Origin of the sequence: Leisingera sp. M658, assembly GCF_025144145.1 — a bacterium.
Taxonomy (GTDB): domain Bacteria; phylum Pseudomonadota; class Alphaproteobacteria; order Rhodobacterales; family Rhodobacteraceae; genus Leisingera.
This window is the reverse complement of sequence record NZ_CP083546.1, coordinates 2,194,462-2,207,888: the sequence shown is the minus strand read 5'-3', so window position 1 is coordinate 2,207,888 and position 13,427 is coordinate 2,194,462. Positions and strand designations below refer to the sequence as shown.

General features: G+C 59.4%; 11 protein-coding genes and 1 pseudogene. 10 read left to right on the top strand and 2 right to left on the bottom strand.

Annotated features, from left to right (window positions below; all coding sequences use genetic code 11):
* Positions 1-79: 79 nt before the first annotated feature.
* Positions 80-1,657, bottom strand: coding sequence for a hypothetical protein (locus K3724_RS11015; RefSeq protein WP_259984728.1), 1,578 nt, complete (start codon positions 1,655-1,657; stop codon positions 80-82).
* 21 nt (positions 1,658-1,678) lie between these two features.
* On the opposite strand from K3724_RS11015, the gene K3724_RS11010 reads away from it, so the two are divergent.
* From K3724_RS11010 to preA, 10 genes and pseudogenes are all read left to right on the top strand, one after another.
* Positions 1,679-1,927, top strand: a complete 249-nt coding sequence (locus K3724_RS11010; RefSeq protein ID WP_259984726.1) for a hypothetical protein — start codon at positions 1,679-1,681, stop codon at positions 1,925-1,927.
* Positions 1,924-2,343, top strand: a complete 420-nt coding sequence (locus tag K3724_RS11005; RefSeq protein ID WP_259984724.1) for a GtrA family protein — start codon at positions 1,924-1,926, stop codon at positions 2,341-2,343. Before K3724_RS11010 ends, K3724_RS11005 begins: the two co-directional genes overlap by 4 nt.
* Positions 2,340-3,668 carry an FAD-binding oxidoreductase gene (locus K3724_RS11000; protein WP_259984723.1) on the top strand — a complete coding sequence of 443 codons (1,329 nt, stop codon included), beginning with the start codon at positions 2,340-2,342 and terminating at the stop codon, positions 3,666-3,668. Before K3724_RS11005 ends, K3724_RS11000 begins: the two co-directional genes overlap by 4 nt.
* Positions 3,665-4,402, top strand: coding sequence for an SDR family oxidoreductase (locus K3724_RS10995; RefSeq protein ID WP_259984722.1), 738 nt, complete (start codon positions 3,665-3,667; stop codon positions 4,400-4,402). Before K3724_RS11000 ends, K3724_RS10995 begins: the two co-directional genes overlap by 4 nt.
* Positions 4,403-4,564: 162 nt before the next feature.
* Positions 4,565-5,824: pseudogene (locus tag K3724_RS23995) on the top strand (calcium-binding protein); the annotation flags it as partial.
* A 93-nt stretch (positions 5,825-5,917) separates the two neighbouring features.
* Entirely contained in the window at positions 5,918-8,356 is a 2,439-nt protein-coding gene (locus K3724_RS10980) for an Ig-like domain-containing protein (protein WP_259984716.1), read from the top strand.
* A 145-nt stretch (positions 8,357-8,501) separates the two neighbouring features.
* Entirely contained in the window at positions 8,502-8,900 is a 399-nt protein-coding gene (locus K3724_RS10975) for a RidA family protein (RefSeq protein ID WP_259984714.1), read from the top strand.
* Positions 8,901-8,988: 88 nt separating this feature from the next.
* Positions 8,989-9,627 carry a cupin domain-containing protein gene (locus K3724_RS10970; protein WP_259984712.1) on the top strand — a complete coding sequence of 213 codons (639 nt, stop codon included), beginning with the start codon at positions 8,989-8,991 and terminating at the stop codon, positions 9,625-9,627.
* A gap of 157 nt (positions 9,628-9,784) precedes the next feature.
* Entirely contained in the window at positions 9,785-11,119 is a 1,335-nt protein-coding gene (locus K3724_RS10965; RefSeq protein ID WP_259984710.1) for an NAD(P)-dependent oxidoreductase, read from the top strand.
* A gap of 53 nt (positions 11,120-11,172) precedes the next feature.
* Positions 11,173-12,477, top strand: coding sequence for an NAD-dependent dihydropyrimidine dehydrogenase subunit PreA (gene preA / locus K3724_RS10960; RefSeq protein WP_259984708.1), 1,305 nt, complete (start codon positions 11,173-11,175; stop codon positions 12,475-12,477).
* A 186-nt stretch (positions 12,478-12,663) separates the two neighbouring features.
* Here preA and K3724_RS10955 read toward each other — a convergent pair whose 3' ends face one another.
* Positions 12,664-13,278 carry a TetR family transcriptional regulator C-terminal domain-containing protein gene (locus K3724_RS10955; RefSeq protein ID WP_259984706.1) on the bottom strand — a complete coding sequence of 205 codons (615 nt, stop codon included), beginning with the start codon at positions 13,276-13,278 and terminating at the stop codon, positions 12,664-12,666.
* Between the last annotated feature and the right edge of the window lie 149 nt (positions 13,279-13,427).

Below are 13,427 nucleotides of genomic sequence, written 5' to 3'. Positions count from 1 at the left end.
CCCGCGTGAATTTCTGCTGGTGCCGGAGGCGGTTGCCCGCTTGCGGCACCAGCCAGCTGATGCAGGCCCATCCGGCCTATTATGAGCTGCCGGTTTCCGGCAGGGTCTTCACCCGGATGCGGCGGGTCAGCCGCCCTGCGCGCCGGGCGGCCTCCTGGAACACCACCGCATAAAGCCCCCAGAACAACGGGTGCAGCGTGTATCTCATACGCTCCTGTTCCGGCCCGTTCACCGCATGGGCCACGCCCAGGAACAGCACTACCGACAGCAGCATCACCTGAAAGAAGGCCCGGCGTGTGTGGTCCTGATCCCGGCGGGCCAGTTCCGCCAGGGCGATCAGTGCGAACAGGTTCAGCGCCAGGGTCAGGAAACGTGAAATGCTGGGGTCGATTATGATCTTGTTCTCGGCCGTCAGCACCCGCTTGGTGTCGGGGATCTTTGGGAAACGGTCCCAGTTCAGCGGCGGGTAAAAATATTCGTTCGGCCACAGCGACAGGCTGGTGGAAGCCCGCACCACGACGCCGGCGGCATATTGCACCGGGCTGGCAGCGATGACCTCGAGAGATTTCTTCAGGCAGGTCTTGGAATAGGGGATCATCCGCGGATCATTCAGCGCTGTGCCGGTATGCTGGCCGATCAGCCCGTGGACTTGGGCAAATGTTTTGAACGAGCAGCCTTCGATCGGCTCAGGCGCGGTTTGCGACGCATTGAGGCCAAGCCAGCTGCCGGAGCTGAAGATGCCGAACACCGCCTTGTTCTTCACCGACGGCAGCAGCGTGACTGCCAATGTCAGGACCAGGATGGCCGAACGGGCAGGGGTCGCTGCGGTCTTGAACAGCAGCAGCCCGGCCACCAGCAAGATGTAGATCGGGTGGAACAGCGTCCAGGTCAATGACAGCACCGCCAGACAGGCGCAGAATTGCAGGAAATAGAGCGTCCTCTGAGATTTCAGAAACAGCAGGGCACAGAGGCAGGACAGCGTAAAAAACGCTGAGGTGAAATGGGCATAGAGGAGGAAATTCTCATAATAAAACACGGCCGGCGACAGAATGTAGGTCAACGGCAGCAGCCAGGCCAGGCGCCGCGATTGCGCCAGCAGTCGCAGCGCCGCAAACATGCAGACGGCGGTCAGGACGCTTAGCACCAGGTGGCTGCTCCAGATCAGCTGGATCATGCAGGCGTCTTGTGCACCGCAGGCCTTGGCGGCGATCCCCAGCAGGAAATTCCAGAACGGAGGCTGGGAGTGCAGGGTGAGCAGGGCATCCAGCAAACCGTCATGCAGCTGCTGCGCCGGGAGATGCTGGTAGGAACCGTCCAGGTGAATGGGATCGGGGCGAATGTCGAGCAGGCCGGCTGCCAGCAGCCTGGAGGCCAGGATGATGACGCCTGCCGCCAGCGCAAACAGCGCTGTCTCACGCGGCAGAGCAGCGCTGGCCGGTGCGCGAGCGGCTGGCTTGGCGGATGGATTCGATTGATTTGTCATGCCCGTCCTCAACGTTTTTATGCCTTTATAGGTTAATCCGGTGCAGTTTGAAATTCCCCGCAGGTTCTGGCCGACAAGGCGGGCCAGGCAGCGGGCAGTTTGACACCTAGCCAAAAAGTGATGGTGCTGATACAAATCGGACCGGAAGTAAAAGCATCTTTCGGTTGATTTCATTTGACGACAGTTTCATCGCTTATGACCGGCCAGCCCGGTATGCTTGCCGTCGGATTGGATGGCACTCTGCGGCGCAGCAATATCCTGTATGAAAGCTCCTGGCCCGTCTTCGGGCGGGATCGGAACAGCCCGTTCACCTCGGCAATTGCGCTGTTTCAGGGGCGGGCCGCGTATCTGCCGGGCGCTGTGATGCAGATGCAATCTACCTTGGCGTTTTTGCCGTTTAGCCTGATTGTACTGGCTGTTGCGGTCTGGGGCGGCGCGCTATGACCTTGCAGCAGCTTCTGGTCCGCTACACAGCCTTTGCGGTTGTTGCCACTGCGGTCAACCTCGCCACCCAGCGCGCGGTCCTGCAATTGGGTGAAAGTGCTGCGCATTTCACCGCTGCCATGGTAGCGGGCACCTTGGCCGGGCTGGTTGTTAAATACTTGCTGGATAAGCGCTGGATCTTCTTTGATCAGCACAGCGGCCTCAAGCATCAGGGGCGTACCTTTTCGCTGTATGCCTTGATGGGTATCGCAACCACAGCGGTGTTCTGGATCACGGAAACGCTGTTTTGGATCACCTGGGGAACTGATGCCGCGCGCGAGGCCGGGGCTGTCCTTGGGCTGGTGGTAGGCTATACGGTTAAGTACCAGCTGGACCGGCATTTCGTTTTCACTCAAGGCGCAAAGGGGACGGAATGACAATGCTGTCAGGCTGGGGGAACTACCCGGTGGCACGGGCACAGCTTCTGGCCCCCCGCAATGAGGCTGAGCTGCAAACCCTGATCGCCGGTCACCCCTCGGTCATTGCCCGCGGCAATGGCCGTGCATATGGCGATAGCGCTATCGGCCTGCCGGCGACATTGCACATGCGGCATTTCAACCGGATGATCTCGTTTGACGCCGGAACCGGGCAATTGGTTGCTGAAAGCGGGGTGTTGCTGGGCGATATCATCTCGGCCTTCCTGCCGCGCGGCTGGTTTCCGGCAGTGGTGCCCGGCACCAAGTTTGTGACCCTTGGCGGAGCGATCGCGGCGGATGTGCATGGTAAGAACCACCATAAGGAGGGCAGTTTCCGCAATTGCCTGGATTGGGTGGATGTCATGGGGCCGGACGGTATGCTGCGCCGTTGTTCGGCGCAGGAGAACAGAGAATTGTTCGGCTGGACTGCTGGCGGCATGGGGCTCACCGGGATCATTGTCAGGGCCGCGATCAGACTGCGGGCGGTGCCGTCGGCCTGGATCCGGCAGCAGACACAGCCGGCTGCAAATCTGGATGCCGCAATCGAAATCTTCGAGCGGTCGGCCAGCGCAACCTATTCGGTGGCGTGGATCGATTGCCTGTCGGAAGGCAGCACGCTGGGCCGCTCGCTGGTTATGCTGGGTGAACATGCGGAGTTGCAGGACCTGAGCGCGCAACAGGCGGCCACCCCCTATGCCATCGCCAGTGCAAAGACCCGGCAGGTGCCGCCGGTGTTTCCCTCCTTTCTGTTGAACCGCTTCAGTGTCCGGGCCTTCAATTCCGCCTACTACTGGGCAGGCGCCCGAAAGGCCGGGTTGCTGATTACCGACTGGAACCGCTACTTTTTCCCGCTTGATGCATTGCTTGGCTGGAACCGGATTTACGGGCGCAAGGGCTTTGCCCAGTTTCAATGTGTGCTGCCGCTCGACAGCGCCCGGCCCGGCCTGCGCAGGCTGCTGCAGGCGATCTCGGCTGCCGGGCAGGGGTCTTTTCTGGCGGTGCTCAAGCGGCTGGGACCGCAGGACAGCCCGTTCTCCTTCCCGATGGAAGGCTACACGCTGGCGCTGGATTTCCCTGTCAATCGCCGCAGCCTGGCGCTGATGGAGGAACTGGACCGGACCACCATCGCCCATGGCGGCCGGTTCTACCTGGCCAAGGACAGCCGGATGCGCGCGGACACCTTGCGCGCGGCGGACCCCAGGGCTGCGGGCTTCACCGGAATGCGGCAATCCTCCGGGCTGCACCCGTCCTTTCAGTCCGCACAATCGCAAAGGCTTTCGCTATGACAAAACCCCCAGTTCTGATCCTTGGCGCCCGTTCGGACATCGGCCTGGCCGTGGCCCATGCCTTTGCCGCACAAGGGCATCCAGTGCAGCTTGCCGCCCGCCGGGCGGACACGCTCGGGGCTGAAAAAACGGATCTTGAACTGCGCCATGGCGTGCCGGTGAGCCTGCATGATTTCGATGCGCTGGCGCTGGAAGATCACGAGGTTTTTGCCGACGCACTGCCTGAGCTGCCGGGCATAGCCGTTTGCGCCGTCGGGTATATGGGCGATCAGGCGGAAAGCGAACAGACGCCCCATCAAGCAGCCCAGGTGCTGCGGAGTAATTTTGAGGGCCCGGCGAGCATTCTGACGGTCCTCGCCAACCGTTTTGAGCAGCGCGGAACCGGCACGCTGGTTGGCATCAGTTCAGTCGCTGGCGAGCGCGGCAGAGCGTCCAATTACGTCTACGGGTCGGCCAAGGCCGGCTTTACCGCATTCCTATCCGGGCTTCGCAACCGGCTGGCCCGCAAAGGCGTTCATGTTGTCACCGTGCTGCCGGGGTTTGTCGCCACGCAAATGACCGAAGGCATGGACTTGCCGGCCAAGCTGACTGCTCAGCCTGAAGAGGTGGCAAAAGCCATCACCGCCGCCGCATCCAAAGGCCGGAATGTTGTGTATGTGCGGCCTGTTTGGCAGCTGATCATGCTGATTATCCGTAACATTCCCGAAGCGATCTTTAAGAAGACAAGTATCTGAGCACGGGCGATCCTATCTTTGGATAGACTTGCCATTTCAATTGCCGGCTTGCAGTCCTTGGTTGTATAGAATTGAACACTTTTCCTTAACACTCTCGAAAGGGCTGGCCGGATAGCGTCACAGCCGGGTAGCTTCAGAGTGGAATTATGAACAGCAAAAAGTATTACCGGCACCAGCGGGGGCGACCGGATTCTGGTAGACGACGAGCATTACGTTATTCTGGCGGGCGCCGGCGACAACAAAATCCTTGCCGGAGATGGCAACAACGAGATCGAAGCGGCTGATGGCAACGATCAAATTCTCGTTGGAGATGGCGCCAATGAGATCAACGCAGGCGGCGGCAAGAACAAGATCAATGCCGGCGACGGCGGCAACCGGATCGGTACAGGCAGCGGCAATGACGCCATTGTCGGGGCTGGCAGCAATGTGATCAATGCCGGCAGCGGCAACAACAAAATTACTGCAAGCGATCTGTCGGACAGCGTTAACAAGATCACCGCTGGCAGCGGCCACGACAAGATTATTGTTGAGGACGGCACCAGCCGTATTTCCGCCGGGGATGGAAAAAACACGATCATGGCCGGCGACGGCAACAATTCAATTGAGACCGGCAAGGATGCTGACAAGATCATCGTCGGGGACGGTGACAATGCTATAGATGCTGGTGACGGGAGCAACAGGATCACCACTGGGGATGGCAGCAACCGGATCTCGGCGGGTGCTGGAAGCGACCGCATCCTGGTTGGCGATGGCGCCAATGCGATAGCAGCCGGCGACGGTCGCAACGGCATCAGTACCGGCGACGGCAATTCGCAGATTTCGGCCGGCAGCGGCGACGACAAAATCCTTGCCGGCGATGGCAGCAACACTATTGATGCAGGGGCCGGCAACAACTCCGTCACCACGGGCGACGGGGATAACCAGATTGCCACAGGGGCCGGCAAAGACAGGATCCAAACCGGCGAAGGCAACAACAGTATCACCGTTGCCGGGGGCGCGAACAGAATCACGGCCGGCGATGGCAATAACGTTTTCCAGCTGCTGGACGGGAGCGCACAGATCAAGGCCGGCAGCGGTGACAACCAGATCAGCACTGCAGCTCAGAACGATGCCATCCAGGCCGGCGACGGCGACAATCAGGTTCAAGCCGGCGGCGGGAACAACAGCATAAAGCTGGGTGATGGCAGCAACTCTGTGCAGGCAGGATCCGGCCGTGATGATATTCGGCTTGGGGATGGAGACAACTCTGTCACGGATCTTGGCGGCACCAACAAAATCTCGGCTGGCGATGGCAACAACGTTTTGCAGGTGCAGGATGGAAGCGCCCAGATCAAGGCTGGCGGCGGCGATAACGAGATCACTACCGCTGGATTGAACGATGTTATCCAGGCTGGCGACGGCAACAACCGTATTCATGCAGGGGACGGGAACAACCGCGTCAAACTGGGCGATGGCAGCAATATTGTCGAAACCGGTACCGGAAAGGACAATCTCAGGGCCGGTGACGGCGATAACATGATTGACGCAGGCGGCGGTGACAATGCGGTCAAAGCGGATCACGGCAACAACACAGTTCAGACTGGTGCCGGCAAGGATGCAATCCAGCTTGGTGACGGCAACAACACGATCACGTCACTTGGCGGCAACAACAAGATCAAGGTTGGGCACGGGCAAAATGCAATTGAAACCGGGGACGGCGCCGACAGCATCAAAACCGGGAACGGCAGTAATGAAATTTCTACCGGCGGTGGCAATGACCGGATCCAGACCGGCAACGGGGATGACAGGATCAGCAGCGGCGCGGGCGATGACTATATCAACGCCGGCCGTGGTTATGACACCGTGGTGCTGAGCGGCAGCTTTCAGGACTATGACCTTGATCTGAGCCGCTACAACGGCGGCCGCGGCAAGGCGTGTATCACGTCGCGCGCGGGCAGCGAGGGGGACCAGGGGACTGACACGCTTCTTGGGGTCGAGGCGCTTTTGTTTGAAGAAGACGGGCTTCTCCTAGATCTGAATGCGCCAGCCGGGTTGCAACTGCAGGATGATCAGATCACGGCAGAAGGCGAAGGCCCGCTTGCAATATCGCTGGAAACTCTGCTGGAGAACGACGGAGAATCGCTCGCCGGTACCTCCCGCGTTCGCGTCGATGACGTGAGCGCCGGCGGTCTTCGGGTGGACTTCGACGGCGGCATCGTCACCTACAACGCCGAGGACCTGCTGCAAGGCCTGAAAGAGGGGGATGTCTTCGAGGACAGCTTCACCTACTACGTAATAGATGCCTTTGGGAACCGTTCTCAGGCCACAGTAAACGTGGCCCTCACTGGTGAAAATGATGTGCCTGTCGCAGGTGACGACTACCTGAACGGCGGCCTGAAACCTTTCGGCGGCTATACTCCTTCGCCTGAATGGACTGTCCAAGGGGCAGGGGCCATTCTTCCTTGGGGGACAACCGTGGCCGGGATGAAGGACGGGGGCTATGTTGTTGTCTGGCAGGCGCATAAGGCCATTGGAACCGATGAAAGATCGGATATTTGGGCCAAAATCTATGATGCCGACGGCAGTGTAATTGCTGAAACGTTCCTAGTGAACAGTTTCACTGAGAGTTATCAGGTCGATCCCGAAGTCACAGTTCTTAGCGATGGCAATATTGTGATCGGGTGGCGCAGCAATTACGACGCCGATGATGCCAAAAGTGAGTTTCCGATCCGTATTTTTGACAAAGAAGGCAACGCAGTAACTCAGGAATTGGTGGTCAATGACGCCGCTGATGAAGCTGTCAAAGATGTAGACATAACCGCACTGAAAGGCGGCGGCTTCGTCGCAGTTTGGACGGCTTATGCTCAGGAGACCGATTTCCGCATAGCTTTGTTTGACAACAACGGCAGAAAAATCGGGGACGAGATTGTTTACAATCTACCTGATATTGGCGCCCCCAGCGTTCCTTCGGTGATCGCTCTTGAAAGCGGCGGGTATGCAGTTGCTTGGTCTCAGCCAGACTATGAGCCTTATTACCGTTCCGGAGGTTCAGATACGATCAAGGTTCAATTGTTCGACAAAACCGGCAACACCGCTGCTGCTGAATTTGATGTCACGAAGCCCGCGGGCCAGCTGGACAGTTTCCCGGATATAACGGAAGGGCCGGACGGGCAGTTGCTAGTTGTTTGGAAGTTCTATGACCCGGATGTTTCCGGCAGTACTGCCTATTTTGCAAAAATCATCGACCAGGAGGGAAAGGTTCTGGTCGATGAATTCCAGGTGCATCAGGATGCGGCCGGCGGGCCCGGCAACAACCCTCCAAAAGTTGCGTGGCTTGATGATAGCAATTTCGTTTTTGTCTGGGGCGCACCGGGAGACGGCGATCCGGCAGCGGGTGCATGGGCCAGGAATCCAGGTGTTTGGGCGCGGGTTTTCAGTTCGGAAGGCGAACCGCAAGGTGATGAATTCGTGGTCAACCAGCAAACCATGGGTACGCAAAGCTATTACGAAATTGAGGCGCTTGAGGGCGGGCGGTTCATCATCACCTGGGGGGATAACCATAGTGGTGACTCGGTAAAGTACACTGTGTTCGAAGGCGATGGCTCCCCCGTCGAGCTGCCTTATGGTTTTGAAGATGAAGTCGCTGAAATTGCAGTGCTTGATCTGCTGGCCAATGACAGCGATCCGGATGCAGATGCTCTGACCTTTGCTCTTGCTGCCAGTACCAGTGAATACGGTGCTGTGGTGTCCTATGATGCGGAAACGGATACCCTGTTTTACGATCCGACCGCTGCCGGCGGCATCCAATCGCTCTCTGACGGTGAGGTGCTGGAAGACAGCTTTACCTACACGATCTCCGATGGGCAGGGCGGCACTTCCGAGGCGTCGGTGACCATCCTGGTCGGCGGCCTGGATGAGGCTGATGCAGGGGCAGCCCCACTGTTTGCACAGGAAGATTACGGCGTGCTGCTGTAAATGGGACCTTGGCTGTGCGGGCGTCTGCCCGTGCGGCCAATGGCCCTCGGGTGATGAGCTTCAGCGTGATAAGTTTTAAGCTTGAAATAAATACCGTGGCAACGGTATGGTCGCTGGCAGGCCGCATCAGCAAAGGAGCCTCATCATGCCAGCCATCAGCGTGCATCCCGAAGGGTGGAAGCCCGCCAAAGGTTATGCCAACGGTATGGTGGCCGAGGGCAAGCTGCTGTTTGTCGGCGGCCAGATCGGCTGGACCGCGGATCAGGTGTTCGAGGCGCAGGATTTCATCGGCCAGATGAGCCAGGCGCTGCAGAATATTCTGGAGGTGGTCGAAGCCGCAGGCGGGTCCGCGCAGGATATCACCCGGCTCACATGGTTTGTGACCGACAAGGCCGAATATCTTGCCCATCAGGCAGAAGTCGGAAAAGCCTACCGCGCAATTATGGGCTATCACTTTCCGGCCATGACCATGGTGGTTGTTTCCGCTCTGGTCGAGGATGAGGCAAAAGTGGAAATCGAAGCTACGGCAGTACTGCCCGCTTGACGCGATGCGTCACACGGTTTCGTGAGCGCTCTTCCCATGGGCCGTGCCGGACGCCACATTCCAAGGCGCAGAGCCAGGGGAGAGCGACATGCGGATCAACGCCGATTTCACCAAACGGGCCGCGGTGCATTTCGATGAAACACCTTGGGTGGCAAGCCCGGCGCCTGGGGTCGAGCGCAAGATGCTGGACCGCATTGGCGAAGAAGTGGCCCGCGCCACCACCATCGTCCGGTTTGCACCGGGCTCTGCCTTTGCACCGCATGTGCATGACGGCGGCGAGGAATTTTTGGTGCTGGACGGTGTGTTTCAGGACGAACACGGGGATTTCCCCAAAGGCTCCTACATCCGGAACCCGCCGACCACCAGCCACACACCTGCTGCGGCAGAAGGGGCGGTGATCCTGGTAAAACTGCACCAGTTCGATCCAGCCGACCGAACCGAAGTGAAAACCCGGATCTCGGGCAATGCGGCGCAGCAAGAACTGTTCCAGGACAGTGTTGAAACGGTGACCTTGCAAACCTGGGCGCCGGGGCAGGCGATCAGCCTGGATGCCGCTGGCGGCGTGGAGGTATTTGTGGTGCATGGCAGCTTTAGCGAAAACGATGAAGCGTTCACGCGCTGGGACTGGCTTCGGCTGCCGCCGGGTTGCCGTTTTGAGGCCACGGCTGGCGCTGAAGGTGTACAGGTTTGGATGAAAACCGGCCATCTTGCGCAAATGACTGCCTAGGCCGGCAACGCGTTTTTGCCCTGAAATCAAAGCTTTGAATGCCGTTCCTGCAGGGGCGGCATTTTTTTTCGCCAAGTAAAAATTTTACCAGTTGATAAAAAATCAGACTGTGGCAGTCTAATAGGCAAGAAGAATGTAATAATCAGGGAGACACCCAATGGCGACCAGCCATCAGGCATCCGGCATTCAGGCAGCGCGTTTGGACGCTGCTGGAATTGCTGAGAATTTCTCGGACCTGCACCCAGCCTATGACGCGCATGAGGCAGCCGTAGCGGCGGATCGCTGCTATTTCTGCTATGACGCGCCTTGCATGACGGCCTGTCCGACCAGCATCGACATTCCCCAGTTCATCCGGGAAATCCAGGCGGGCCATGCCGAAAGCGCGGCCAAGACCATTCTGGAGCAGAACATCCTTGGCGGCATGTGCGCCCGGGTCTGCCCGACCGAGACGCTTTGCGAAGAGGTCTGCGTACGCGAAACCGCCGAAGGCAAACCGGTCGAGATCGGCCGCCTGCAGCGCTTTGCCACCGACACGCTGATGGAGAAGGGGGTGCATCCTTTCACCCGCGCCGAAGCAACCGGCAAAAAAATCGCTGTTGTCGGGGCAGGTCCGGCGGGTCTCTCTGCGGCGCACCGGCTGGCGATGCTTGGCCATGACGTGGTGGTTTATGATGCCAAACCCAAGGCAGGCGGCCTCAATGAATTTGGCATTGCAGCCTATAAATCCACCAACGGATTTGCTGCGCGTGAAGTGGATTGGCTGCTGAAGATTGGCGGTATTACAATGGATTACGGCAAGAAGCTGGGCGGGGATCTGTCGCTGGACGGGCTGGCGTCCGGCTATGACGCGGTGTTTCTTTCCATCGGTCTGGCCGGGGTCAATGCCCTGCGTGCGCCCGGTGAGGATAAGGACGGCGTGCGCGACGCGGTGGAATTCATTGCTGAGCTGCGCCAGGCGGAGGACCTGACTGCGCTGCCGGTGGGCCGCAATGTGGTGGTGATCGGCGGCGGCATGACTGCGGTGGACGCCGCAGTGCAATCGAAACTGCTAGGTGCTGAAAACGTCACAATAGCCTACCGCCGCGGGCGTGAGGACATGGGAGCCAGCCGGTTCGAGCAGGATCTGGCCGCCTCCAAAGGCGTGAAACTGATGTTCAATGTCATGCCCAAGGCAGTGCTTGGCAATGGTGCTGCTGCTGAGATCGAACTGGAGTATACTGCAGTTGCCGGTGGCAAGGTTTCCGGCACCGGCGAGACCGTGCGTCTGGTTGCCGATCAGGTGTTCAAGGCCATTGGCCAGACACTCGAAGGCCAGCCTGACGCGCTGGAGCTTGAGGGCCGCAAGATCAAGGTCTCGGAGACCGGGCGCACGTCGATGGCCGGGGTCTGGGCCGGGGGCGACTGCGCCTCGGGGGGCGAGGACCTCACCGTGACTGCCGTGGCCGAGGGCCGCGATGCTGCAATGGATATTCACTCCAGCCTGATGGGCTGAGCCAGTGCGGCGCAAGTTGATTGCGCCAAGCTAGCCTGAAGAGGAGAGATCAAATGGCTGATCTGACAACAGAATTTCTGGGGATTAAATCCCCGAACCCGTTCTGGCTGGCCTCGGCGCCGCCAACCGACAAGGAATACAACGTTCGCCGCGCCTTTGAGGCCGGCTGGGGCGGTGTGGTCTGGAAGACGCTGGGCGCCGAAGGCCCGCCGGTGGTCAATGTGAACGGCCCGCGTTATGGCGCGATCTGGGGCGCCGACCGCCGCCTGCTGGGGTTGAACAACATCGAGCTGATCACCGACCGCCCCCTGCAGACCAACCTTGAGGAAATCACCCGGGTCAAGAAGGACTATCCGGACCGCGCCATCATCGTCTCGATCATGGTGCCGTGCGAAGAACAGGCCTGGAAAGACATCCTGCCGTTGGTGGAGGCCACCGGTGCCGACGGGATTGAGCTGAACTTCGGCTGCCCGCATGGCATGGCCGAGCGTGGCATGGGCTCAGCTGTGGGGCAGGTGCCGGAATACATCCAGATGGTCACCGAGTGGTGCAAGAAATACTACTCCAAACCGGTGATCGTAAAGCTGACCCCGAATATCGCAGACATCCGCCAGCCGGCGCGGGCGGCAAATGCGGGCAATGCCGATGCGGTCAGCCTGATCAATACCATCAATTCGATCACCTCGGTCGATCTCGACAGCATGGCGCCGGAACCGACAATAGGCGGCAAGGGCACCCATGGCGGCTATTGCGGCCCGGCGGTGAAACCTATTGCGCTGAATATGGTGGCAGAGATTGCCCGCGATGCGCAAACCCGCAACCTGCCGATTTCGGCGATTGGCGGCGTTACCACTTGGCGCGACGCGGCTGAGTTCATGGCGATGGGGGCCGGCAACGTGCAGGTCTGCACCGCCGCGATGACCTATGGCTTCAATGTGGTGAAGGAAATGATCTCGGGCCTGTCCACCTGGATGGATGAAAAGGGGTACACCTCTACCCAGGATTTCATCGGCATGGCGGTTCCAAATGTGACCGACTGGCAGTATCTGGACCTGAATTTCGTGGCCAAGGCCAAGATCAATCAGGACGATTGCATCAGCTGCGGCCGCTGTTTTGCAGCCTGCGAGGACACTTCGCATCAGGCGATTGCGATGAGCGAGGACCGGGTGTTCACGGTGAAGGACGACGAATGCGTCGCCTGCAATCTTTGTGTGAATGTCTGCCCGGTCGAGGGCTGTATCACCATGGAAGAAGTGGCCGCGGGCCAGATTGACGAGCGCACCGGCGAAGTGGTCTCGGACGATTACGCCAATTGGACAACACATCCGAACAACCCGGCAGCCACGGCTGCGGAGTAATCCGCCGCCAGGGCTGGCTCCGGGTGTTCTCCCGCCCGTCGTCGGCCTCCTTCCGGAGGCGCTCCTCCCGTTGGGCCCGGCACCGCGCAAGGCGCGGTGCCGGGCCCAACGCCGTTCAGTAACCATCAGCAAGGCTGATGGTTACTGCGGGGGCGGGAGCGCTTTGTCACGTTTGGCAGTCAGGGGTCAGCTTTGCGGTGTAAGCATCCGCCGGTACAAGGTTTCCAGGTATTGCGGCGCTGCATCGAACGGGTCTTCATCCCCCATCAATGTGCGTACCTGGGCATCGAAATCCGCGTAATGCTGGGTCAGCGACCAGATCGAAAACAGCAAATGTTTGGGATGCGCGCGGTTGATCCGGCCGCCATCCATCCAGCCTTGCAAAAGCTGTGCCTTTTCCTCCACCAGCCCGTTCAGGTCGCTGGCGATCACATCATGCAGCCGGGGTGCTCCCTGTACAATCTCATTGGCATACAGCCGGCTTTCGCGCGGAAAATCCCGGCTCATTTGCAGTTTGCGCTGCACATAGGCGAGGATTTCATCCAATGGTTCGCCTTCCGGGTCCAATGCCCGCAATGGGTCGAGCCAGGTATCCAGCAAGCCTGACATCAGTTCGTTGAAGATCGCCTCCTTGGAGGGGAAGTAGTAAAGCAGGTTCGGCTTTGACAGGCCGGCAGCCTTAGCGATCTGGTCTACTGTGGAGCCGCGGAATCCGTGGCTGGAAAACACGTCCAGCGCGGCCTCCAGGATGGCGGCGCGATTCTTTTTCTGAATTCGGGTTGGCGCGCGGTCTGCGGGCATGTCCGTCCCTGTCTGTTTCTGCCGCCTTCTGCCAGCTGAAGCGCGGAATTTCACCTGTTTCCGGCAAAAGAGCCGATTTTTTCAAGGGCTGTGCGGCAATTTCTTGACTGATAGTGAACCCGTGATAGCGTGAGTTTGACCAGTTGGTC